Source organism: Priestia sp. TGN 0903 (genome assembly GCF_050846855.1).
Lineage (GTDB): Bacteria > Bacillota > Bacilli > Bacillales > Bacillaceae_H > Priestia > Priestia zanthoxyli.
This window is the reverse complement of sequence record NZ_JBOZGL010000004.1, coordinates 512,552-536,705: the sequence shown is the minus strand read 5'-3', so window position 1 is coordinate 536,705 and position 24,154 is coordinate 512,552. Positions and strand designations below refer to the sequence as shown.

Below are 24,154 nucleotides of genomic sequence, written 5' to 3'. Positions count from 1 at the left end.
TCCTGTTAATGATAATCATTTTCAATTTGTATCTATCTCGATTATACATAAGGTTCTAAAATCAATCAATGCTTCTAGAGCGTTACAATTAAAAATATATATTTATAACTATATTTTTCAGGTGAAATTATGTACGATTTTAGCAGTAAATTGTCAGGAGGGATGTGAGTGGAGGTAATCATTCGCAAAATGAGAAAAGAAGATATTACGTCTGTTCAATACGTCGCAAAGATGAGTTGGTATGATACATATGAAGGAATTATTCCTAGAAGCGTTCAGAATCGGTTTCTTTCAGAAGCATACTCCAATAAAAGGCTGCTGTGGCGCTTGCGTAATTCGTTCATTTATGTAGCAACTATTGATGAGAAAATCGTAGGATACGCTAACTTTTTCCGACTACAAAACAGAGGGGAAATAGAACTAGGATCTATCTATATACTGCCTGCTTATCAAGGAAAAGGAATCGGTTCGCAATTGTTAGAAAAAGGAATGAAGCGCTCGAAGGAATTAAAAATCGTTTACATTAACGTAGAAAGGGAAAACGGAATAGGCCGTGCATTTTATCAATCAAAAGGTTTCCAGCTTGTGGATGAATTTGATGATGAATTTGACGGGCATTTATTAAGAACGATACGAATGAAACTCATGATTTAAGCCTGATATTTAGTGTGAACGTTATCTTAAAAAGCTGATTTTAAACTTTCTGCTAAAATCAGCTTTTAATTACAGAATAACGATTGACCTTATTCTTGTGAATATGGTAACATTAATCAGAACTTCATGACCGAAAATGTTTTTCGGTCAAACAGTCAGGCGGAAGTAAGGATTATTGGAGGCTAAAAAACATGAATATGATTAAAGGAGAATGGAAAAAAATCTTTTCCAAACCAATGACTATTGTTGTGATTTGCGGATTGTTATTTGTTCCATTACTTTATAATGTCATCTTTTTATCTGCTTACTGGGATCCATATGGAAAAACAGATCAAATTCCAGTTGCAGTGGTAAATGAAGATAAAGGTGCTACATTAGATGGAAAGAAATTGAATGTTGGTCGTGATTTTGTTGATGATTTAAAGAAAAACGATAAATTTGACTGGAAATTTACGAACAAAGAAAAAGCGTTAGAAGGCTTAAAAAATGAGGACTACTACTTAGTTTTGGAAATTCCAAAGAATTTCTCCAAAAATGCAACAACATTAATGGATGAGAATCCTAAAAAAATGAAATTTATCTACCATACAAATGCCGGAAAGAACTATTCAGGCGCTCAAATTAGCTCAAATGCAGTAGCTAAAATCAATGATCAGATTAAAGAAGCAGTCACAAAGCAGTATGCTGAAACGGTATTTGACAGCTTTAAGCAAGTAGCGGACGGTCTTCAAAAAGCAAGTGACGGTGCAGGAGAGCTAGAAGATGGCTCGAAAACGCTGCGAGATAACATGAAGAAACTAGCAGACAGCACGGTTACGTTTGAAGACGGTACAGCTAAATTAGCAAGCGGGTTAACGGATGCACGAAAAGGAGCAACAGATTTAAATGCTGGTGCAGCTAAGCTACTAAACGGTGCGGACACAATTAATGAAAACTTAGGCAGCCTAAACAGCGGTTTAGGGAAGCTAGAGAATGGAAGCGGGCAGCTGTACGCGGCTTCTAAAGAACTTGAAACAGGTGCAGGAAAGCTTAGCAATGGATTAGGACAACTACAAGACGGAACTGCAAAACTTCAAGGTGCGACACAGCAACTAAATGAAGGAACAAAGACACTTCAAGGGAAATTACCTCAGTTTACAAGCGGCTTAAATCAAGTAGATGCTGAAGTGAGCAATGTTACGCAGCAAATTAATCAAGCAGAGCAGGAAATTACGCAGATTAAACAGCAGGTAGACTCAAAAAAAGCGGAGTTTGAACAGCAGCAGCAAGCTCTCATTGACAGCATTAACAGCAACGAATCTATTCCCGATGAGCAAAAACAAACGCTGATTGCAGGAATTAAAAAGCTGACGTCTCAGCAGTTTATGGACGAACAGCAGCAAAAAGCAGAGCAGCTAAAAGCAAAAGTAGATAAAGTGCAAGAGTTATCAGCGGCGCTTCAAAAGCTGTCTAAAGGCGGAGAAGATATTCAAAGCGCTATTAATAAAATTGCTGACGGACAAAGTCAGCTGTACAATGGCCAAACAAAATTATATAATGCTCAAACTCAATTATATAACGGGGCTGTTAAACTAGCAGACGGTGAAAAGCAGTTCAACAGCAAATTTGCAGAGCTAAACAGCGGTATAGCTGACGCTCATACAGGAGCTGGAAAGCTTGCTGACGGACAGCAGCAACTTGTGGATGGACTTAAAAAGTCTGAACAAGGAAGCGCAGCGCTAGCAAATGGTTTAACGCAGCTAGAAAACGGGGCAACCAAATTAGCAAATGGTTCTAAAGAGTTAACAAATGGTTCATCCAAACTATATGACGGTTCATCTAAATTATCAGATGGAACAAGCGAGCTTCATTCATCTTTAGCGGATGGTGCAAAAGATGCAAAAGATGTTAAAGCAGATGATAAAACATACAGCATGTTTTCAAATCCAACGGATTTAAAATCAGATAAACAAAATAACGTAGATAAGTACGGTGTCGGATTAGCTCCATACATCTTATGTATTGGCTTGTTTGCGGGAACATTAATGTTTTCAGCGGTGTACCCAATGAAAGAGCCATCAATTCGACCGACATCAGGTATTTCGTGGTTCTTAAGTAAGTTTAGTGTCATCACTATTGTAGGTATGCTGCAAGCAGCGATTGCTGTTACAGCTCTTCTTTGGGGCTTGCATTTAAACGTAACAAGCATTTGGCACTTCTATATCTTTACCATGATTACAGGTGTAACGTTCTTTACACTGATCTTGTTCTTAACAACAGGGTTAGGAAAAGTAGGGCAGTATTTAGCCTTTATTATTCTGCTGCTTCAAATTGGCGGCAGTGCAGGTACATTCCCTAAAGCACTTGTGCCGGAATTCTTCCAGGCAATCAATCCATACTTGCCTATGACCTATGCAATTCGCGGTTTCCGTGAAATTATTTCAATTGGTGATGATTTCGGCTATGTATGGCATCAGGCTGGCGTACTTGGAATCTTTGCAGCAATCTTCATCACTCTTTCATTGATAATGTTTTATATCAATGCCAGAAAAGAGAAGCATCACACAGAGGAAGAGGCAGCAGCCTAATTTAACTAATAGAAAAAGAGAGTTCCAGTTTAAAAAGGAACTCTCTTTTTCTTTATGTTAGTATAGGTTTACGTGTAAAAGAGGGGAATGTGAATGCATGCAGCTTACAAAATTTGCGGTGTATGAAAGTGATCGTGTGAAAAAGTGGCAGGAAGGGCTGAAAGAATGGGACGGTTCAATATCGGAACGGATGATAAATGACAAAGCGGAAGATAAATTTTGGCAGCAATATCTAGAAAAAATGTCTTTTGATTCAGAAAACGATCCTGTAGTGAAACAGCTTCAGCAAGAACTTCTTGCTTTTTTGAATCCAAGTGACTCTGTCATGGAAATTGGCCCTGGGTGGGGAAATTATACGTTTTCAATTGCGGATTATGTAAAAGAACTTACGTGTATGGATTGTTCGCCAAGCATCATCCGCTACTTACAAAAACAATCAAATGCCCGCTCTAATCTAAAGTTCATAGAAGGTAAATGGGAGTATGAGCGTCTAACAGATAACTATGACGTGGTAGTAGGAATAAACTGTTTTTACCGTATGCATAACATTGTCGATGGTCTCTTAAATATGAATGATTCGGCTAATCGTTTGGCGGTTATTGGCATGTCAGCGGGTCCAGAAAAGCCTCATTACGTAGAGTTACATAGAAAACTTGGGTACGAGATTAAATGGCGCCGTAAGGAATATATTGACTTACTAAATATTTTATATGAACTGGGCATTTATGCAGATTGTAAGCTGGTTCCTATAACCAAAACGGTAACGTATGAGACGTACGAAGATCTCATCAAGAAGAACTCGACAAAGCTACTTTCGAAAGATGTTGACAAATTAGAAACTGAGAAGATTATTTTACAGCATGTAAAGAAAATAAATGACACATATGAATATACGTATCAATATCATATGGCTTTTATTTATTGGAAACCGATAAAAAGAACCCGTTGATTTTTATTCAACGGGTTCTTTTTAGTAGTGATAAAGCTGTAATTTAGAATAAATAATATTAAAATCGTCGCCGCTTAGAAGAACTTTCAATTCCAGCTTCTTCACGGTATTTAGCTACTGTTCTCCTTGAAATTTGAATTCCTTCGCTGGAAAGAAGAGACATAAGCTTTTGGTCTGAAAGAGGTTTTAATTTATTTTCTTCTGCAATTAATGTTTTAATTTTTTCTTTTATAAAGGCAGTAGAATTGCTTTGTTCGCCATCGGTTCTCTCTAAAGAATTAGTGAAAAAGTATTTTAGTTCAAACAGTCCGCGCGGCGTTTGAATATACTTTCCGTTAGTTGCACGGCTTACCGTTGATTCGTGACAGTCTACTTTTTGAGCAATATCTTTTAAGGTAAGCGGCTTTAGCCCCGAAATACCCATTTCAAAAAAATCTTGCTGATGTTCCACAATGGCTTTAGACACGTTGTAAATCGTCGCATTACGCTGCTCAATACTATTAATTAGCCAAGTAGCTTCATGGATTTTTTCCTGTACGTATCGATCGGTTGTTACGCATGCAGAGCGATGAACCAGTTTTTGGTAGGTGCTGTTAATTTCGATGGGCGGAAGCAGCTCGCTATGAAGAATAACATGATAGCGGCCGTCTATTTTTTGTACCGTTACATCAGGCGAAATGTACTTCGTAAGCGGAACATAGAAATCTCCTGCTGGACGAGGATTCAATGTCCGCAAGCAGTCAACAATTTCTTGTACTTCGCGCATTGAAATAGAGTATTTTTTTGAAATGTTCCGATATTTTTTGTTAGCAATATCTTCAATATCGTGTTTCACCACATCGTATAAAAGAGGAGGCTTTGACTTTTTGGCCTTAATTTGAATAAGCAGTGAATCGACAAAGTTTTGAGCGCCCACTCCGATTGGATCAAAGCTTTGTAAAACGTGAATCATATCGTTGACTTCGTCAATTGAAACGTTAAGCAGTTCGGCTGCCAATTTTGGTTCAATTGCTAAAAAGCCGTTTTTATTTAAGTTTCCAATTAGAAATTGAACGATGTGTTTTTGCTGTGAGTGTAAATGATTTAGCATAGACAGCTGCTCTAATAAATGGCTCTCTAATGTCACAGTTTGATCGGATATATAATTAAACGGATTATACTCGTCATCGGTGTGACCTTTTGAATATGAACGCTGTTCTCGAGTGTTAAATGAATTTTTTTGCTGAGAATCGCCAGCAGACAGTTTAATTACAGGATTTTCATTGACTTGCTCATGAAGATAATGAACTAAATCGGCCGTAGAATAATTTAAAATGTTGATAGACTGACGTAATTCAGGTGTCATGGCCAATTTTAATAGTTGTTTTTGAGATAAATCTAAACCTAATTGCATCATTGAATCACCTATCATTCTTGAGTTTTATTTCGACAATTCTGGCTGCATCGTTCGACATCATCATATATGAAAATGCGAAAGAATTCTATAGTGTTGTCAGATGTTCTTACACAAGGGCGACTCATAAGAAAGAGTAGGGAAATAGATAAAACAACCGAATAGCTCTTCCCAGCAGCTATTCGGTTATTTTAACAAAGCTGCTAGGAGAACTTAGCTGCAATTTGGGGTGTTTCCCATTCTTCTATCTCCCCATGCGCACATCATATTTAAAATTTCTCGTAAGGTTTCGCCTTCTTCACTGAGTGAGTACTCTACTTTAGGAGGAACTTCATTGTATACTTTTCTATTAACTACACCGTCTTTTTCTAATTCTTTTAGCTGTTGAGACAGCATTTTTTTAGTAATAGCAGGCATAGCTCGCTGAAGTTCGCTAAAACGTTTTTCGCCTTCTTTTAAGAGGCATAAAATAACGACTTTCCATTTCCCGCCGATTACTTCAAGTGTTGCTTCAACAGGTACATTATAGTGGGGTGCTTTCACCGCTAATCCTCCATTCATAAACAGATATGAAATATGGATATAATAATTTAATATCCATAGACCTAGGTTACCGGGAAGGTACCTGGTTACATGAAAGTGCCGTCTTTTGTAAACAACATGTATTTATTATACTGAAAAAGAACTTTTAATTGAAGGAAGAAATGTAAAAGGGGAGATCTTGATGAAAGCTTTACTGCTAGAAGGCAAAGGGAAAGTAAGTGAGATGAAAGTCGGAAATATCCAAAAGCCGCATCCAGCTAAAGGTGAAATTTTAGTTAAAATTAAAGCTACTGCCTTGAACCCTGTAGATTATAAAACAGGAAACGGCGGTAATCCCAGTTGGACATACCCTCACGTATTAGGACTTGATTCAGCTGGCGTTGTCGAGGAAGTGGGAGAAGAAGTCACAACTGTCAAAATCGGAGACCGCGTTGTATATCATAGCGATTTATCAAAAAAAGGCGGGTTTGCACAGTACGGAGTGACAACAGCTCATACGGTTTCCCTTATTCCACAAGGAGTTTCATTTGAAGACGCTGCAGCTATTCCATGTGCGGGGTATACAGCATATCAAGCATTGTTTCACAAAATGAACGCTTCAAAAGGACAAACGATTTTAATTCACGCAGGTGCTGGAGGGGTTGGAGGGTTTGCCATTCAGCTTGCTAAAAATGCAGGTCTTACAGTGCTTACAACCACATCTTCTGCCAATCATGAGTTTGTAAAAAGTTTAGGAGCTGACTATGCAATCGACTACCGTAAAGAAGATTTTGTGAAAAAAGTGCTGGAGCTTACCGATGGACTCGGTGTAGGTTTAGTCTTGGATACAGTCGGGCGTAACAATGCAGACGAGTCGGTAAAGGCTCTTGCTTTTAATGGTCAAATTGCATTTATCGCAGGACCTCCTAATGTAAATGATGCGATTTCGTTTGCGCATCCACTATCGTTTCATCAAGTTGCATTAGGAAGCGTACATCAGTCTAACAACGTAAAAGAACAGCAAAAACTTGCGGAGATGGGAAATAAAATGCTTTTGCTTTTACAAGAAAATAAGCTGAATGCTCTTGTGGAAAAAGTCATTTCACTAGACGAAGTGCCGTCAGCTTTAGATGAACTGGCGACTCGTCGAGTAAAAGGGAAAATTGTAGCTGTGATAGATAAATGATAGAACGAAAAAGAGCTTGAGACAAAAGTATTTTAGTTGAAGTAAAAAACGAACTATTGATCAATAGTTCGTTTTCTCGTCTTTAGATTGGATTGGGTTAAGTTATGTTCCAGCCTCTTTTAAATCGTAAACTGCTGCGTATAGAGCTTGTGGTAAAAACCTTGTTTCTCTAATAGCTCGTGATGATTTCCTTTTTCAATAATCTGTCCGTCTTTTAAGACAAGAATTTGATTTGCATTTTCAATCGTTTTGAGGCGGTGGGCAATTACAAAGCTTGTTTTTCCTTTTAATAGATTACTCATTCCTTTTTGAATATCAATTTCTGTTTTTGTATCAATATTGGAAGTAGCTTCGTCTAAAATTAAAATATCACAGTCAGAGAGCATGGCTCGGGCAATCGATAAGAGTTGCTTTTGACCTTCACTTAAATTTCCTCCACCGGCTGAAATCACGGTATCGTATTGCTGCGGCAGGTGCTTGATAAAAGAATGAGCATTTGCCATTTTTGCTGCGCTTTTCACTTCTTCATCGCTGGCATCTAATCGGCCGAATCGAATGTTATCCGCAATCGTACCGGAAAATAAATAGGTATCCTGAAGAACAATGCCAATTCGGTTTCGTAAATCATGGATGTTATAGTCACTGATGGAACGGCCGTCAATTTTAATGTCTCCGTTTGCGATGTCATAAAATCGTGTGAGCAAGTTAATGATTGTTGTTTTACCAGAACCTGTAGGACCGACCAAAGCAACCATTTCACCTTTTTTTGCTGTAAGTGTAACATTTTTTAAAATCATTTTTTCGTCAGTATAGCCAAATGATACGTTCTCAAAAGCAACGTCTCCTGCAAATTTTGTAACAGAAAGAGCGTTTGGCTTGTTTGTGACGTCCGGCTGCTCATCCATAATCGCAAACACGCGCTCTGCGCCGGCAATAGCCGAAAGAATAGTGTTTACTAAGTTTGCCATTTGACTGATTGGGCGAGAGAACTGACGTGAGTAGTTAACAAATGAAGCGATCATCCCAACTGTAACGCTACCTTGAACAGCCATAAATGCTCCTGCTCCAATCACTAGTGCTAAGCCTAAGTTGTTAATAAAGTTTGTGACAGGACCTAAAAAGCCTGAAAATGTTTCTGCTTTTGTTGCTGAACTTCTCAGCTGTTCATTTCGTTCATTAAAAACAGTTAAAAAATCTTTTTCCTTACTAAAAAGCGTAACAACTTCTCCTCCAGAGATTGCTTCTTCTACAAAGCCGTTTAGCTCACCTAAGTCTTTTTGGCGTTTGACAAAATTTTCACTGCTTCGTTTTAATATTTGTCGAACGATTATGACCATTAATGGAATAACAATCAGTGTGATAATGGCAAGAATCCAGTTGAGCGAGAACATCGCAATGGTAATACCGACTAGAGATAAAATAGAGGACAGAGCCTGAATAACGCTTTGACTCAGAGCGTTATTCAGGTTATCAATATCATTCGTAACCCGGCTCATTAACTCTCCGTGAGCTCGCTTATCAAAAAAGCGAAGAGAGAGAGTTTGAAGCTTTGCAAATAAATCTTGGCGGAGCATTCCGATGGTCGTAAACGAAACGTTTACCATTAAATAGGTTTGCAGCCATGTTAACAAAGATGTCGTAATGTAAATTCCTGCAAGAGTGAGTGACATTCGTATCGTTCCGCTGATATCTTTGGGAATAATATGCTCGTCAATAATAACCCCAATTAAATAAGGGCCTAATAAATTAAGCAGGGAAGTCACAATAACTAAGATGATCGCAGCCACAAGCGGAGGCTTTCGTTTTCCCATATATGACCAGATTCTATATAGTGTTTTTTTCGCATTCTTTGGCTTCACTACAGGACCCTTCATCATGCCTCTAGGGCCGCGAATAGAGCTCATTTGATTTTTACCTTGATTATTCACTAGGCAACACCTCTTTTCCGCCTTGTGCTAGATAAATGTCGTAATAAAGAGAGTGGTGACGAAGCAATTCTTCATGAGTCCCTTGTTCAGCAATTTTGCCTTCATCCATGACGGTAATATGATCAGCGTGAAGAAGAGACGAAATTTTAGACGCAATAATAATGACGGTCGCATCGGAAAACTCTTCTTTTAAATGTGTTAGTACCTGCGCTTCTGAGACAGCATCCAACGCGGAAGTTGCATCATCAATGACCAATATAGCAGGCTTTCTAACAAATGCACGCGCGATTGAAAGACGTTGCTTTTGCCCTCCTGATAAGTTGGTTGCTCCTCGCGTTAAAGGATACTCATATTTTTCTGGGAGTTTTTCAATAAACTCCGTTGCGCATGCAAAAGCTGCAGCATCTTCAATTTCTGAGGAAGAAGCATGATCGTTTCCCATTCGAATATTCATATCAATCGTTCCGGTAAACAGTGTAGCTTTTTGAGGAATAAACCCAATGGATGAGCGAAGCTCTTTTACGTCATAGTTTGTCAGATTTTTTCCATCTACAAAAATTTCGCCGCCATCAGGATCATATAAGCGCGAAATAAGTTTTGCAAGCGTCGATTTTCCGCTTCCAGTAGAGCCGATAATGCCAATAGTTTCCCCGTGTTTAGCAGTAAATGAAATATCTTTTAATACGTTTTCTCCATTTTTACTGTAGCTGTATGTAACGTTTTGAAACGATAGATCACCTTTAAGCCTGTTGATTTGAGCAGCAGAGTTTGCTGGAGGAATGTCTATTTTTGTTTTTAAAACAGAATCGATTCGTTCAGCTGAAGGGAATGCACGTGTAATTTGCATCAGCACCATGCTGCTTGACATAAGTCCGTTTAAAATAATCGTTAAGTAATTAATAAAAGCTAAAATCACACCTGCTTCAATTTTTCCTGCTTCAACTTGAAGTCCACCCAGCCATAGAGTAGCTACCATGCCGATATTTACTACAAATAAAATAACGGGCATTAAAAGAGAAATAAGCTGAACAGCACTCATATTAGCTTGCGTCAAGGAGCTGTTTGCTTCTTTAAACTGATTGATTTCATATGATTCTCTTACATACGCTTTTACTACGCGCATCCCTGATAAATTTTCTTGGACTTTTGTGTTTACACGATCAACGCTTCGCTGAACTTTTTTGAAAAGTTTTCCGGCTTTCGTGATCACAAACCAAATGCATAAAAATAAAATAGGGACGACCACGACGATAATAGGAAACAAAGAACGAGCGGTTAATAACACGATCACAATACTTCCTGCAAAAAGTAAAGGTCCTCTAACTAATACTTTTAGCGTCATATTCAATGCGTTTTGAACACTCGTTACATCATTTGTCATGACGGTGATTAAGTGACCAGTCCCTAGTTTATCTCTGTTGCTGTTTGAGAGGTTTTCAATCTTTTCAAAAAGCGATTTTCGAATATCGGTAGAAAAATTTACTGCTGCTTTTGTGCTAAGGATGGCGCAGACGATACCATCAGCTAAGCCAATGATTGCTAACATAAGCATAAGGATACTTCGGGTGATAACATATGTTTGATTGTTGTTTGCAATGCCATAATCAATGATATGCTGCATAATAGTAGGCTGAAGAAGGTCAGCTAACACTTCAATGACCATCAATAGCGGGGCAAACAGCGCGAGCCATTTGTAAGGTTTTAAGTAAGGGTATAAAGATTTAATTGTATTCACACATTGTGGCACTCCTTTCTGTAAAAAATATGGTAACATAGAATAAGTTTAGAAGTTTGTTTCAAGCACCATTTATTATACGCCAATGCAAGCAGAAATCCACTTTTTGAGAGGGTCAGGTATGCAATGAATCAAACATTACGAGTACATCATCCACTTTTTGGATCTTTGTTATATGACTCGGCCTGGGTTGGAGAAAAACAGGTCACTTTCTTTGGACAACAACAACATGTGTTGCTGACAATTGATGGAGATAAAGAGAAGCCATTTCAAAAACGGCAAGAAGAGGCTTTTCAAGCATTTTGGCTTCAAAGCGAATTATTGTTAAAGAGGACGGAAAAAGCTCTTTTTGATTATTATCAACAGGTGCGAGATGAATACAGAACTCAAGTTGAAAAAGACGTGGTAGACTTATTAGTTCCGAATGTAAAAAAGCGAAAAGACATCGGTTTTTTAGTTGAGTGTATTCAAATCTTTGTTCCTGAAGCACCCCATGATACAAGAGAAGTTGGTTTGTTTTTTGAATGTACGTGGGAAGAAGAGCATATGTTAGCTGTAAAGTTTAGAAATGAACAAATTGCCGCTATTGGCTTACAAGAAGATTTATTCTAGTAAAAAGCCTTGAAGCAACCTGCTTCAAGGCTTTTTGGCATTAATGTTTGACAGGCTCTTCGATTCCCATACCTGTATTTGCTTTTACTAAAATCTCATCAAATTTCTTTTCGTCTGCTTTTTTAGACGAAAGAAGTGTTCCTATAAAAGCAGCTAAGAAGCCTAGAGGAATGGAGATAATACCAGGGTTTGTTAATGTGATGAGCGGCTCACCTACAAAGATAGCAGCTCCAGGCTCAGGTGCCCACACGTTTGGACTAATGGCAACTAAAAACAGTGAGCTGAATAGTCCAACCAGCATGCCAGTGACTGCTCCTGCTGTATTAAAACGTTTCCAAAAAATAGTAAGAAGAATAATTGGCAAGTTAGCGCTCGCTGCTACGGCAAATGCAAGTGCAACTAAAAATGCTACGTTCATGTTTTGAGCAAATAATGCAAGAATAATAGATAGAATGGATACCCCAATAGAAGCCCATCGTGCAGCCACTACCTGTTCTTTTTCAGTTGCAGCCCCTTTACGGAGAATATGACTATAAAAGTCGTGAGCGAATGCTGAAGCTGCTGAGAGCACCAGCCCAGCTACAACAGCTAAAATCGTAGCAAAAGCTACAGCTGAGACAAACGCAAAGAGAAAGTCTCCGCCAAGAACTTGAGCGAGCAGGGGAGCTGCCATGTTTCCTGCTGCATTTGCTTTGATAATATCATCGTACCCTACGAATGCAGCAGCACCGAACCCTAAAAAGATTGTCATAATGTAAAAAACGCCAATGATCCACGTTGCATAAATAACAGACTTTCGTGCGGTGATGGCATCTTTTACTGTAAAGAAACGAATAAGGATATGAGGAAGGCCTGCTGTACCAAGAACAAGAGCTAAATTCAACGAAATCATGTCCAGCGGATTTTTGAATTTATTTCCTGGATTTAAAAATCCGTCGCCAAGAGGAGTTGCGGTTTTCATCTCAGAAAACATTTTAGCAAAGCTAAAATCAAATTTTGAAAATACAATAATGGAAATAATGAACGTACCAATCATGAGAAGCAAGGCTTTGACAATCTGCACCCAGCTGGTCGCCGTCATGCCTCCAAATACAACGTAAACCGTCATCAACACGCCGACAATCAAGACAGAATACACGTAATCTAGACCAAGTAATAAATGAATTAATGCTCCTGCTCCAACAAGCTGCGCAATCATATAAAAAATGGAAATGGTGATCGTGTTTAATGCGGCAACTCCCCGCACTTTCTTTTCGTTAAAACGAGCTGCTATCATATCTGCCATCGTGTACTTTCCTAAGTTGCGAAGTGGTTCAGCTACAATGTATAACACGACGAGATAGGCAACTAAAAAGCCGATGCTGTAAAAAAAACCGTCAAATCCAGAAAGCGCTACCATTCCAGCTATGCCTAAAAATGACGCAGCAGACATATAATCTCCGGCAATCGCCATGCCGTTTTGCCAGCCGGTTAAACTTCCATCTGCTGTATAAAAGTCACTGGTCGTTTTTGTCCGCTTGGATGCCGCATACGTAATGATTAGCGTAAGACCTACAATAGCTAAAAAAAGTGAGAAAGCTAGTACGTTCATTCATTTAACCCCCTATTCAATTTGCAGCTTCTTTTTTTATCGTGTCAACAAGTTCATCAAATTTCGAGGCTCTTTTTGTGTATAAAATGCATAGGGCCCAAGTCATCACAAACTGTGCAAAAGCAAATACCCACGCCCAAGTCATAGAAGCAAAAGCTGGTTTGTTTAAGACGGTTGTGTAAGCAGTTAAAATAGGCAAGGTAAAATAAAAAGCAAGAAAAAACAGAGAGAGCGGTAAAATAAAATTGCGTTTTTGTTTCAAAAGCTTTTGAAATGAAGCAGACTGTACAATTTCTGTGTAATCAGGAGAGGAAGAAGCATTGTTTACCTTCTTTAAAGAATTTTCATTCATCGCCAAGCGGAATTCCCCCTTTGATAATAAATAGATGAAGCAAAAAGCTCCATATCACTTGAATTATATTATTTTCGGAATGAAAAGTAAATTCTGTCTTTTTGTGAGAATGGTAACTTTGGAAGTTTTTTAATATACTAAAGCTTCAAACTAAATGCATACTGCCATAATAAAAAACGAACAACATTCAATATAAAGGAGAAATCGTCCACAATAGAAATGTTGAAATTAACCCTTAGTTTCTTTTACATATAAGGCTTTTCTTTATTATTTAAACGTTATTTTTTTGTTGGATCTTTTGAAAAATAAAAGAAGATGATGATAAAATCATAAGCACACAATAATGTTAGATAGGAAACAGGTGAAGAAAGTACGCTATTATTTAGAGATGGTTATAAATAGACAAGATATTATGAAAGATTTCTATATGAATGATATTTTTTCTTTATAGTAAACAAACAATGTGACTACTTATATAAAAGAGAAAAGGTGAAATAATGGCATTTGGAATCAAACGCCCGGAACTAAACGCATGGAAAGCAGCTGTTAAGCGAGGAGAGATCGCATTTTTAACTCATTACTGGCTCGATGAGCGTTTTCCACACGCAACTACCGTAACAAAAGTAGGTTGCAGTGACTTAAATAAGCTGATTAAGTGGGGAGAAAAGTATGGTATTCCCGCTAAGTATATTGATAATCGATCCGGCTATCCTCATTTCGATTTACTAGGCGAGCGTCAGAAAGAAATTATGAAAAAGGAAAATCAGCTAGAGCAGCTGAAGCGATTTGAAGAAGTTAACGAATGAAAAGCAAAGTTAATTTTAAAAAACTGTAAAAAAATTCTATTGTTACGGCTTTTTTTATGTTTAAATAGAAAAAACAGTGGAATAGATTAAGAAGAACAATTACGTTATGTATTCTCTTATATAGGGAAAATAACTTAGTTTAGTTTCCTTATTTGATACGATAAAGAGCTTTGTTTTATAATAAAATTGTTGTTCGGATAAAAGGAGGAAGAAGGGCATGTCCGAGGTTGGAACTTTAAAAAAAGGATTAGATATCTTCTCTTTGCTTTTAAACCGTCCGAATATGACTATTCCGGAAATGATGGAAGCGCTCGGTTTTAATAAGAGTACGATGTATCGTCTTGTGAGCACGCTTGAACAAAACGGATTTATTGTAAGAAACCCGTCTAACCGCTATACGGTTTCACCACAACTGGTGCTGGCACTCGTACAAAATACGATGCATACGAACTATGAAATGAATTGGCTCTCTGTTCCTGCTATGCAGAAGCTGAGTGAAGAGACCAATGAGACCATTTACGCGGGAATTCTCCATCATAAACAGATGGTTACAACTCAGGTGGTGAACGGGCAATATAGCACTCGTACGCATTCCGAAGTAGGAAATAAAAAGCCGCTTCATGCAAATGCTATTGGAAAGTGTATTCTTGCTTATCAAGAGGACAGCGTGCAAAAATCTATTCTTCACGAACTTTCGCTTGAAGCTTATACAGATCGAACGATCACCGAGCTGGACGAGCTGGAAGCTGACTTAGCTTTAAGTAAGGAAAGAGGATATGCTGTCGATGATGAAGAACGGGAGCCTGGCGTTCGCTGTATTGCAGCCCCTATTTTCAGAAAAGGAAAAATAATGGCAGCTATTGCTTTATCAGGTCCATCCGTTCGTATTTCAGAAGAGAAAGACGAAGAACATGCTGCACTTGTTAAACAGTGCGCAGAACAAATTTCACAAGCAATTACTCTTTACGAATAATTCAACAGTAAAAAAGGGGATGAACAGCAACATGGAAAACTTACAGTCAACGACGACCTTAGCAAACGGCGTGAAAATGCCTTGGTTAGGTTTAGGTGTTTATAAAGTAGAAGATGGTCAAGAAGTTGTAGATTCAGTTAAATATGCAATCAAAGCTGGATACAAAAGCATTGATACGGCTAAAATTTATGAAAATGAAGAAGGCGTGGGACAAGCGATCAAAGAATCAGGTGTTTCTCGCGAAGAACTATTTGTTACATCAAAAGTGTGGAATGCAGATCAAGGATATGACACAACTCTTCAAGCGTTTGAAACAAGCTTAAACAAGCTAGGTCTTGAATATTTAGATTTATACTTAATTCACTGGCCGGTTGAAGGTAAGTATAAAGATACGTGGAAAGCACTTGAAAAGCTTTATAAAGACGGGAAGATTCGTGCAATCGGCGTATCGAATTTCCAAGTGCATCATCTAGAAGACTTAATTGCAGATGCAGAAGTTAAGCCGATGGTAAACCAAATCGAATTTCATCCACTTTTAACACAAACAGAAGTGCGTGAATACTGCAAAAAACAAGGAATCCAAGTGGAAGCATGGTCACCGCTTGCACAAGGTGAGCTGCTTGATAACGAAGTGTTAACTCAAATTGCTGAAAAGCACGGAAAATCAACTGCTCAAGTTATCTTACGTTGGGACTTACAAAACGAAGTAGTAACGATTCCTAAGTCAACAAAAGAACATCGTATTATCCAAAATGCAGACGTATTTGATTTTGAATTAAATGCAGAAGAAGTTGAAAAAATTAACGCATTAAATCAAAATCATCGCGTAGGTCCAGATCCAGATAACTTTGACTTTTAATGTTAAATTAAGACTAAAACGTCTTGTAAGATAAATAATAAACAAAGCGCTATTGTCATTCATGCAGTAGCGCTTTGTTTATTAATTAGGAAATGTGATGGTTGAACGAGGAGGAAAAGTAATGAAAATGTCAGGAAACACTATTTTAATTACGGGCGGAGCGTCTGGAATTGGATTGGCGCTTGCAGAACGTTTTTTAAAGGAAGGAAATGAAGTTATTATTTGTGGAAGAAGGGAATCAAAGCTGCAAGAAGCAAAAGAAAGATTCCCTTCGTTACATACAAAAGTGTGCGACGTATCAATAGAAGAAAGCAGAGTAGAGCTGGTAAAATGGGCGACTGAAAGGTTCCCAAAATTAAATGTTATTGTGAATAATGCAGGCATTCAGCAGCGCGTAAATCTTTTACACATGCACGAAGAGTGGCAGTATTACGAAAAAGAACTAATGAGTAATGTAAGTGCTCCTATTCATTTAACTTCGCTATTGATTCCTCATTTCGTTCAACAAGAACGTGCTGCGGTTATTAACGTAACGTCGGGGCTGTCTTTAACACCTGGAGCATGGGTGCCAGTTTACAGCGCAACAAAAGCGGCGTTAAGGTCGTTTACGATTAGTTTAAGACATCAAGTAGAAGAAACAAATACCGAAGTGATAGAAATTCTTCCTCCAGCCGTGAACACGGATTTAGGAGGACCGGGACTTCATACATTTGGAGCACCGCTTGATGACTTTGCTGATTCAATATTTGAAGAACTGAAAAAAGGCAAAATCGAAATTGGCTATGGAGACAGCGCTAAAAGGCTTCAAGCTTCCAAAGAAGAAATTGAGAAAGCTACAGCACAGGCTTGGAGGGGATTTTTAAAGAACAATCCTGAATTTTAAAGGCAGAAAACACAAAGGTTTCTAAAGCCTTCAATGGTAGCGGGTCATAAAAAGCGTGTGTCCATAAAATAAATGAACACACGCTTTTTAGCATTAACGATCCACGGTTTGTCTAATTCGTTTTTCCATTTTCTCAAGCATGCGGAGGTACTCATCCTGTTCTTCTGGAGTTAGAGCAAAAAGCATGTCTTGCCAAAATAAATTTCGCTGCTCAATTACATAGTTCACTAATGTTTCGCCAGCCTCCGTTAAGGATATCCATACAATTCGGCGGTCTTTTTGGTCACGTACGCGCTTAATGAGTGCATCATCTTCTAATTGATTTAATAAAATGGTAGTAGCCCCGGAGGTTAGCTTTAGATTTGAAGAAATTTCGGCTACCATACGTTTAGAGCTGATTCCAATGAATTTTAGAATTAAAAATTTTGTAATGGTCAAATTATAGGGCTGCTCACTGATTTTATCTTCCAAGAGCTTTCGCTTGAGTTCAAATAACGAGGTTTTAACTTGGTCAAGTTTTTCTAGTTTATCTATTAACTGCTGATCCATCATAATCACCTTTTCTTTATCATTATAGGTGTTAAACAATTGCTGCTAGTTACCTATTGTGGTTTATGTATATAGGGAGTTTGTTCCAAAAAAAGGAGCTGTTTTTGTGTATAACCCTATGCTTATATATCTAACTTTAAAGTAAAGTAAAGTACTTGTAAAGAAACCAAAACTTTTAAGTTGTATTTCAGTTAAAGATGTAGTAAAGTATTCAGTCGGGAAAACTTTATGAAACATAAATGTTTAGTTTTAAAAATAAATTAAAATCAAAGTTATTTACAACTAAATATCTTTGTGATAAAGTTATCTAGCGTAATACTTAACTGAATGAAATATTAAGGAGGTAAAATAAATGTCAAGAGGGCGTTTAATTTTAATGAACTTTATCGGAATTATTGTAGTATTAGCTTTAATTATTGGTGGGGGATACTATTATATTCAGAAATCTAATTATGTATCCACAGACAATGCAAAAGTGTCGGGCGATCTTTATACAGTAGTAGCGCCAGCGGCAGGTAAAGTAGCAAGCTGGAATATTGAAGAAGGTAAAGATGTTTCAAAAGACGATGAGGTAGCTAAAATCCAATCAGAAGATGGAGAAAAAACAGTTACAGTACCAGAGGATGGTAAAATCATCAAAACACAGGTAAAAGAAAATCAAATGGTTCAAGCTGGTCAACAAATTGCTAGCGAAGTAGATATGAATAACTTATTCATCATTGCAAACATTAAAGAAGACAAATTAAAAGATATTGAAGCTGGCGATGACGTTGATGTAACAGTTGACGGAGATACTAAAACAACAATCGATGGAAAAGTAGAAGAAATCGGTTATGCAACAAACTCAATTTTCTCATTAATGCCAAGTTCTAATTCAGACGGAAACTATACTAAAGTATCACAAACAGTTCCTGTTAAAATCTCTATTTCTAACTACTCTGAAAACGTACTACCAGGTATGAACGCAGAAGTAAAAATCTCTAAAAACTAAGAACGTACATGATTAAGAAGAGAAGAAAGGAGGAAGGAACTGATGTCAGCAAACACGATACAACCAGAGGAACACTCAGTTAAAAAGCATATTCCGCTGCTAGTCGTACTTATGCTTGGATTGTTCTTAGCAATTTTAAACCAAACGCTGCTAAATGTTGCGATTCCGCATCTGATTACAGAGTTTGGCGTTACGGCTAATACCGCACAGTGGTTGCTTACAGGATATATGCTTGTAAATGGTGCACTTATTCCATTATCAGCCTATTTAATTGAACGTTTTGGCGTTCGTCGCTTATTCTTATTTGCGATGGCTTGCTTTACAATAGGGGCACTTGTCTGCGGAATCGCGCCGACTTTCTCAATTATGCTAATTGGACGTCTTGTTCAAGCAGTCGGCGGCGGCGTACTAGCACCTCTAGTTATGACCATTATCGTATTTATTTTCCCTCCTCATATGCGCGGAAAAGGAATGGGTATCTTTGGTTTAGCCATGATGTTCGCTCCTGCAATTGGACCGACGCTTTCAGGATGGGTTATTCAAAACTATGACTGGCATATTTTATTTACGGGAATGGTGCCATTAGGCGCGCTTGTACTTATTATTGCAGCTTTTAAATTAAAAGATATTAAACCGCCTCAAAATGTAAAAGTAGATCTAATTTCTGTGTTTACATCTCTGGCAGGTATGGCATTGCTTTTATACGGCTTCAGTGAAGCTGGAAATGATGGATGGACGGACTCAGTTGTATTATCAACGATGATTGGTGGTATTGTCTTATTAATTATCTTTGTGGTACAGCAGCTTCGACTTAAAAGTCCATTACTTGATGTGAGAGTATTTAAATACAATATTTTCTCATTATCTAATATCATCAGTATTGCCATTACGATCAGCATGTATGCTGGTATGTTCTTATTACCGATTTATTTGCAAAACATCCGTGGCTATTCAGCGTTTGACTCAGGCTTATTAATCTTGCCTGGTGCACTTGTTATGTTAGTCATGTCACCGATTTCTGGTACGCTGTTTGATAAATTAGGACCGCGTCCACTAGGGATTGTCGGGATGTTGATTACGGTTGTAACAACATTTGAATTTACAAAATTAACGTTAGAAACACCGTTTAGTCATATTGTTATTATTTATATGATTCGTGCATTCGGTATGTCATTATTAATGATGCCAATTATGACGGCTGGTTTAAATCAGCTGCCGGCAAAATTAAGCAGCCATGGTACATCTATGTCGAACACGCTTCGTCAGGTGAGTGGTTCAATCGGTATTAGTTTAATGACTACAATCTTTACAAATCGCACAACATATCATGTGAATGAAATGAGCAGTTCAATGACTACATCTGATCCATTCTTTATGAATAACTTCCAGGTATTTGTTCAAAAGATTGCTCAAACGCTTCACCTTTCTCAAACAGAGGCGCAAAAACAAGCTTTAACAACATTAGCTGGAAAAGTTCAAGCTCAAGCAACTGTACAAGGAATTAACGACGCGTTTTACTGGACAGTTATCATTGCCATTATTGGATTGATTTTAAGTTTCTTCCTACGTGATGTTCGTAAAGATCCAGTAGTGGAAGTGGAAGAAATAGAAAAAGAAACAACAGACGATATTCGTATGTTACCGGCACCAAAAGATATGAACTCATAAGCAACGGAGGGATAAAGGATGAAAATTTGTATCGTATATGATAGTGAAGGCGGACATACAGAGGCATTAGCCAAAGCGATTGCTTCTGGCGCTGAGCTGTCTGGAGAAGCAACTGTATATGTAAAGCATGTAGAAGAAGCAGATGTACGTGAACTGCCTGAAATGGATGCTATTATTTGGGGCTGCCCAGGGCATTTTGGAACAATCAGTTCAGGGTTAAAAACGTGGATCGATAAATTAGGTTATTTATGGGCAGAAGGTAAATTAATTGATAAAGTAGGTGCGGTGTTCTGTACAACAGCTACAACGCACGGTGGCTTAGAAGCAACGCTTTTAAATTTAATTACACCGATGCTTCATCAAGGAATGGTTATCGCTGGCTTACCAGGTAACATTCCAGAAAATGCGCTGTACGGTACTTATTACGGTGTGGGAATTACTTGTCCAATCGAAGGTGACGAATTATTAACAGAGAACGACCAAGCGCTAGGTAAAGCGTTAGGAGAACGTGTTGTTCAAGTGACTAAACGAATGACACAAGGACAGTAGGTGACGGTATGTTAGGTATTTTACTGATCGTTGTAGCTGTGATTCTGGTTGTCCTAATTATTACAATGAATGCTAAAGCATCATCTTCTAAGCGCCAGCGTACAGTTCCACCTAAAAAAGAAGCGGCTGCTTCAAATGCTCCTAAAGAGCCAAAAGTAGAAGAGAAAAAAGTGGCAGAAAAAAAACCTGCAGCACCAAAAGAAACACTAAAAGAAGAGCCAAAAGAACCGCAGGCGAAGACGGAAACAAGAACATCTAGACATAAGAAAGAAAAAGATGTCATGAACGATGATATGTATCGTCAAGTGCTGCAAAAGTTTAGAGAAGGCGAAAAAGACGACACGGTTTTTACAAAAGAAGAACGTGACGTTATGAATGATGACGCTTTTCGTAAGGCTTTAAGATCGTTTAAGAAAAACGATAATGAATGAGTTTCTTCTATTATAATAGTACGGAATAAAACAGATAGAAAATAGGTTATAAGCATTCCGCGAAACCAGCCGCTCTCCCCAGGTTAGGTTTCGCTTGGAGTGCAGCAGGGGGCTGACATGTTAGAATCGACTCCCTGATTATAAGAAAGGGGACGTCAAAACATGGAACAGCTCACATTTATTGAAGAGGTCCAGAGAATTTCGATATCCCTTAACAAAAAGGTAATGACAGAGATAAAAGAAAGGTTACTTTCACAAGGGATTACGCCTTTTCAATATCATATCTTATTAATTATCGGTAAATGCAGTCATATTGGAGTAACCAAGCTGGCAGAGGAGATGCGTGTAAAGCCTAGTGCGATCACTCCTGTTATTACTCGTTTAATAGACTTAGAGTTAGTTTCACGCTATCACTCTAAAGAGGATCGCCGTAAGGTAAACATTGAGTTAACTGCTAAAGGTGAACAAGTGATTGAAGAAGCAAATGAAATTGTGCAAAAGATGATTGCTCATTTCTTTTCTTGCTATGAGCCGAAAGATCAAGAGCAATTTTTGAAATTATTTAAGAAACTAGACGCTAATATCTAATGAAAGAAACATCACTTCTTAATGGAGTGATTTTTTTTTGATAAAAAGATTGTCAACTTCACTTTTCCATGATATTTTTTGTGTAAACGGTTACATATATGGAGGGAGGGAAATAAAGTGGTAACAATTCGTGATGTAGCAAAAGAAGCAGGCGTGTCCGTTGCGACCGTTTCGCGTGTTTTAAACAGTACAGGGTATGTAAAAGAAGACACGCGTGTGCGAGTAATGAATACAATTCAAAGATTAAACTACAGCCCTAACGAAGTAGCCCGTTCGCTTTATACACGTGAATCACGTTTGATTGGTCTATTGCTTCCAGACATCACAAACCCTTTTTTCCCTCAGCTCGCACGAGGAATAGAAGATGAAGTACATAGCCATGGATTTCGTCTAATTCTTGGCAATAGTGATGAGCAGTTAGAGAAAGAATTGACATATCTCCAAACGTTTACGCAAAATCATGTAGTAGGAATGATTACGGCAACAACAAGTTTAGCTCAGAAACTATATGAAGGTCTTACATTTCCCGTCGTGTTTTTAGATAGAAGTTCTGATCAGTATCCATCCGTTTATGCTGATGGTTTTGAAGGCGGGAAAATCGCTGCAGAAGAAATAATCAAAAGAGGAAGTAAAAGAATTACTCTTATCAAAGGTCCAGTAAATGTAAAGCCTGCTCAGGAACGTTTTCAAGGCTCTCTTTCTGTCTTGAGTCAGTCTGATGCAGACTTTTACGTATTAAATACAAATTCTCTAGCATTTGACGATGCGCAGAAATGGGCAAAGGAAATCTTTCAAAAGTACCCTGAAACAGACGGGATTATCGCAAGTAATGACATTGTAGCCACAGCTGTTTTACATGAGGCGTTTCGATTAGAGAAAAGCGTGCCGGATGATCTTCAAGTGATTGGTTTTGATGATATTCCGCAAAGCCGCTTTTCGTTTCCAGCCCTGTCTACAATTCGTCAGCCTGCTTATGAAATGGGCAAGCAAGCAGCAGGTCTGTTAATGAAATGCATTAAGAAAGAACCTTTAATTCAAAAGCAAGTACAACTACCCGTTACGTTTATTGAACGAAATACGACACGAAAGGTTGAGGAACATGGCTAAAGTAACTGTGATTGGAAGTTCATCAATGGATTTAGTAGTAACATCAAATATTCGTCCTGGAGCTGGAGAAACAGTGTTAGGAGAATCATTTAAAACCGTTCCGGGAGGAAAAGGAGCGAACCAAGCTGTTGCAGCAGCCCGGCTTGGAGCGGATGTGAGTATGATTGGATGTGTGGGCGAAGATCATTACGGAAAAGCAATCCTGGAGAATTTCAAATCAAACGGTGTATCTGTGGAAAATGTGAAACCGGTTACAGATTCAGATAGCGGAACAGCTCACATTATACTCGCTGAAGGAGACAACAGCATTGTAGTTGTTAAAGGAGCAAACGATTATATTACTCCAGACTACGTAGAAAAAGCCAAAGAAAAAATTAAAGAAGCTGATATCGTACTTATTCAGCAAGAAATTCCAGAAGAAACGGTTGAATATGTTGCTCAGCTTTGTCAGGAACTTAAAGTACCGCTTTTATTAAATCCAGCGCCTGCAAGACCATTAAAAGCAGAAGTGATTGAACAAGTTTCTTACATCACTCCAAATGAACATGAAGCAGCGCTTTTATTTGAAGGAAAAGAAAAAGAAGAAGTATTAAAACAGTATCCAAATAAATTGTTTATTACAGAAGGAAAACAAGGTGTACGCTATTTTAACGGCGAGAAAGAAGTATTGGTTCCTTCTTATCAAGTAGAAACGATTGATACAACAGGAGCAGGAGATACGTTTAACGCAGCGCTTGCTGTGGCACTTGCCGAAGGAATGGGTTTTGAAAAAGGAATTCAGTTTGCTAATCGCGCAGCTTCGCTATCCGTCACTAAATTTGGTGCGCAAGGCGGCATGCCGACTCGAAAAGAAGTGGAGGAGAGTCTGTAAATGAAACGTCACGGAATGATTAACAGTCATATTACGAAAATACTAACAGATCTAGGTCATACAGACACTATTGTCATTGCAGATGCAGGGTTACCTGTTCCGCGTGATGTGCCTAAAATTGATTTATCTTTAAAGCTAGGAGTGCCTAGCTTTGAAGATGTAGTAGTAGCTGTGTTAGAAGATATGGCTACAGAAAAAATAGTGATTGCTTCTGAGATGAAAGAAAGAAATCAAAAGGCTTACGAGTTGATGGAAAAGCAAAACATCTTAGTAGAAGAAGTATCGCATGAACAATTAAAAATGCTGACAAGCAAAGCGAAAGTTGTGATTCGTACAGGAGAAGCAACTCCTTATGCAAACTGTATTTTACAAGCGGGAGTTATTTTTTAA

Annotated in this window: 24 protein-coding genes; 17 read left to right on the top strand and 7 right to left on the bottom strand. The window is 38.1% G+C overall.

The window, feature by feature from the left end; genetic code table 11:
- The first annotated feature begins 168 nt into the window (after positions 1-168).
- From ACRPLY_RS17060 to ACRPLY_RS17050, 3 genes are all read left to right on the top strand, one after another.
- A complete protein-coding gene (locus ACRPLY_RS17060) occupies positions 169-654 on the top strand; it encodes a GNAT family N-acetyltransferase (protein ID WP_080754381.1) in 486 nt (161 codons plus the stop codon).
- Between the two features lie 191 nt (positions 655-845).
- Positions 846-3,221, top strand: a complete 2,376-nt coding sequence (locus ACRPLY_RS17055) for a YhgE/Pip domain-containing protein (protein WP_033578157.1) — start codon at positions 846-848, stop codon at positions 3,219-3,221.
- A gap of 97 nt (positions 3,222-3,318) precedes the next feature.
- Positions 3,319-4,170: a class I SAM-dependent methyltransferase gene (locus tag ACRPLY_RS17050; RefSeq protein WP_432232055.1), complete on the top strand. Its 852-nt coding sequence runs from the start codon at positions 3,319-3,321 to the stop codon at positions 4,168-4,170.
- Positions 4,171-4,228: 58 nt separating this feature from the next.
- On the opposite strand, the gene rpoN is transcribed toward ACRPLY_RS17050, so the two are convergent.
- Positions 4,229-5,563, bottom strand: coding sequence for an RNA polymerase factor sigma-54 (rpoN, locus tag ACRPLY_RS17045; protein ID WP_028412164.1), 1,335 nt, complete (start codon positions 5,561-5,563; stop codon positions 4,229-4,231).
- A gap of 213 nt (positions 5,564-5,776) precedes the next feature.
- The gene (locus tag ACRPLY_RS17040; RefSeq protein ID WP_014461394.1) at positions 5,777-6,124 is read right to left on the bottom strand and encodes a winged helix-turn-helix transcriptional regulator; all 348 of its coding nucleotides are present in this window, start codon (positions 6,122-6,124) and stop codon (positions 5,777-5,779) included.
- Between the two features lie 163 nt (positions 6,125-6,287).
- Here ACRPLY_RS17040 and ACRPLY_RS17035 point away from each other — a divergent pair, with 163 nt between their 5' ends.
- Positions 6,288-7,271 (top strand): zinc-binding dehydrogenase, encoded by a 984-nt coding sequence (locus tag ACRPLY_RS17035; protein ID WP_432232054.1) that lies wholly within the window; start codon positions 6,288-6,290, stop codon positions 7,269-7,271.
- Between the two features lie 119 nt (positions 7,272-7,390).
- Here the strand turns inward: ACRPLY_RS17035 and ACRPLY_RS17030 are convergent, their stop codons facing one another.
- A complete protein-coding gene (locus tag ACRPLY_RS17030) occupies positions 7,391-9,175 on the bottom strand; it encodes an ABC transporter ATP-binding protein (RefSeq protein ID WP_028412166.1) in 1,785 nt (594 codons plus the stop codon).
- 16 nt (positions 9,176-9,191) lie between these two features.
- Positions 9,192-10,934, bottom strand: coding sequence for an ABC transporter ATP-binding protein (locus ACRPLY_RS17025; RefSeq protein WP_432232053.1), 1,743 nt, complete (start codon positions 10,932-10,934; stop codon positions 9,192-9,194).
- Positions 10,935-11,060: 126 nt separating this feature from the next.
- Between ACRPLY_RS17025 and ACRPLY_RS17020 the strand changes: the two genes are divergently transcribed.
- Complete coding sequence (locus tag ACRPLY_RS17020) at positions 11,061-11,546, top strand: DUF6985 domain-containing protein (RefSeq protein ID WP_028412168.1); 486 nt, start codon at positions 11,061-11,063, stop codon at positions 11,544-11,546.
- Positions 11,547-11,586: 40 nt separating this feature from the next.
- Here ACRPLY_RS17020 and ACRPLY_RS17015 read toward each other — a convergent pair whose 3' ends face one another.
- Positions 11,587-13,137: a solute symporter family protein gene (locus ACRPLY_RS17015; protein ID WP_028412169.1), complete on the bottom strand. Its 1,551-nt coding sequence runs from the start codon at positions 13,135-13,137 to the stop codon at positions 11,587-11,589.
- Positions 13,138-13,153: 16 nt separating this feature from the next.
- Positions 13,154-13,489 (bottom strand): DUF485 domain-containing protein, encoded by a 336-nt coding sequence (locus ACRPLY_RS17010; RefSeq protein ID WP_033579473.1) that lies wholly within the window; start codon positions 13,487-13,489, stop codon positions 13,154-13,156.
- A gap of 497 nt (positions 13,490-13,986) precedes the next feature.
- On the opposite strand from ACRPLY_RS17010, the gene ACRPLY_RS17005 reads away from it, so the two are divergent.
- The 4 genes from ACRPLY_RS17005 (at position 13,987) to ACRPLY_RS16990 (ending at position 17,010) form a co-directional block, all read left to right on the top strand.
- Positions 13,987-14,295, top strand: coding sequence for a hypothetical protein (locus tag ACRPLY_RS17005; RefSeq protein ID WP_034269656.1), 309 nt, complete (start codon positions 13,987-13,989; stop codon positions 14,293-14,295).
- Between the two features lie 217 nt (positions 14,296-14,512).
- Positions 14,513-15,268, top strand: coding sequence for an IclR family transcriptional regulator (locus ACRPLY_RS17000; RefSeq protein ID WP_028412172.1), 756 nt, complete (start codon positions 14,513-14,515; stop codon positions 15,266-15,268).
- A 31-nt stretch (positions 15,269-15,299) separates the two neighbouring features.
- Positions 15,300-16,127 carry an aldo/keto reductase gene (locus ACRPLY_RS16995; RefSeq protein WP_028412173.1) on the top strand — a complete coding sequence of 276 codons (828 nt, stop codon included), beginning with the start codon at positions 15,300-15,302 and terminating at the stop codon, positions 16,125-16,127.
- Positions 16,128-16,248: 121 nt separating this feature from the next.
- Positions 16,249-17,010 carry an SDR family oxidoreductase gene (locus ACRPLY_RS16990; RefSeq protein WP_274863315.1) on the top strand — a complete coding sequence of 254 codons (762 nt, stop codon included), beginning with the start codon at positions 16,249-16,251 and terminating at the stop codon, positions 17,008-17,010.
- A gap of 93 nt (positions 17,011-17,103) precedes the next feature.
- Here ACRPLY_RS16990 and ACRPLY_RS16985 read toward each other — a convergent pair whose 3' ends face one another.
- Entirely contained in the window at positions 17,104-17,559 is a 456-nt protein-coding gene (locus ACRPLY_RS16985; RefSeq protein ID WP_025749716.1) for a MarR family winged helix-turn-helix transcriptional regulator, read from the bottom strand.
- A 352-nt stretch (positions 17,560-17,911) separates the two neighbouring features.
- On the opposite strand from ACRPLY_RS16985, the gene ACRPLY_RS16980 reads away from it, so the two are divergent.
- From ACRPLY_RS16980 to rbsD, 8 genes are all read left to right on the top strand, one after another.
- A complete protein-coding gene (locus ACRPLY_RS16980) occupies positions 17,912-18,550 on the top strand; it encodes an HlyD family efflux transporter periplasmic adaptor subunit (RefSeq protein WP_028412179.1) in 639 nt (212 codons plus the stop codon).
- 42 nt (positions 18,551-18,592) lie between these two features.
- Positions 18,593-20,218 carry a DHA2 family efflux MFS transporter permease subunit gene (locus tag ACRPLY_RS16975; RefSeq protein WP_014461383.1) on the top strand — a complete coding sequence of 542 codons (1,626 nt, stop codon included), beginning with the start codon at positions 18,593-18,595 and terminating at the stop codon, positions 20,216-20,218.
- Positions 20,219-20,236: 18 nt separating this feature from the next.
- Positions 20,237-20,767 (top strand): NAD(P)H-dependent oxidoreductase, encoded by a 531-nt coding sequence (locus ACRPLY_RS16970; RefSeq protein ID WP_014461382.1) that lies wholly within the window; start codon positions 20,237-20,239, stop codon positions 20,765-20,767.
- Positions 20,768-20,775: 8 nt separating this feature from the next.
- Positions 20,776-21,198 carry a hypothetical protein gene (locus ACRPLY_RS16965; protein ID WP_034269671.1) on the top strand — a complete coding sequence of 141 codons (423 nt, stop codon included), beginning with the start codon at positions 20,776-20,778 and terminating at the stop codon, positions 21,196-21,198.
- 162 nt (positions 21,199-21,360) lie between these two features.
- The gene (locus ACRPLY_RS16960) at positions 21,361-21,786 is read left to right on the top strand and encodes a MarR family winged helix-turn-helix transcriptional regulator (RefSeq protein WP_028412182.1); all 426 of its coding nucleotides are present in this window, start codon (positions 21,361-21,363) and stop codon (positions 21,784-21,786) included.
- A gap of 117 nt (positions 21,787-21,903) precedes the next feature.
- Positions 21,904-22,893 (top strand): LacI family DNA-binding transcriptional regulator, encoded by a 990-nt coding sequence (locus ACRPLY_RS16955; protein ID WP_028412183.1) that lies wholly within the window; start codon positions 21,904-21,906, stop codon positions 22,891-22,893.
- Positions 22,886-23,764, top strand: coding sequence for a ribokinase (gene rbsK, locus ACRPLY_RS16950; RefSeq protein ID WP_028412184.1), 879 nt, complete (start codon positions 22,886-22,888; stop codon positions 23,762-23,764). The genes ACRPLY_RS16955 and rbsK overlap by 8 nt, the downstream gene beginning before the upstream one ends.
- Positions 23,765-24,154 (top strand): D-ribose pyranase, encoded by a 390-nt coding sequence (rbsD, locus tag ACRPLY_RS16945; protein WP_034269677.1) that lies wholly within the window; start codon positions 23,765-23,767, stop codon positions 24,152-24,154.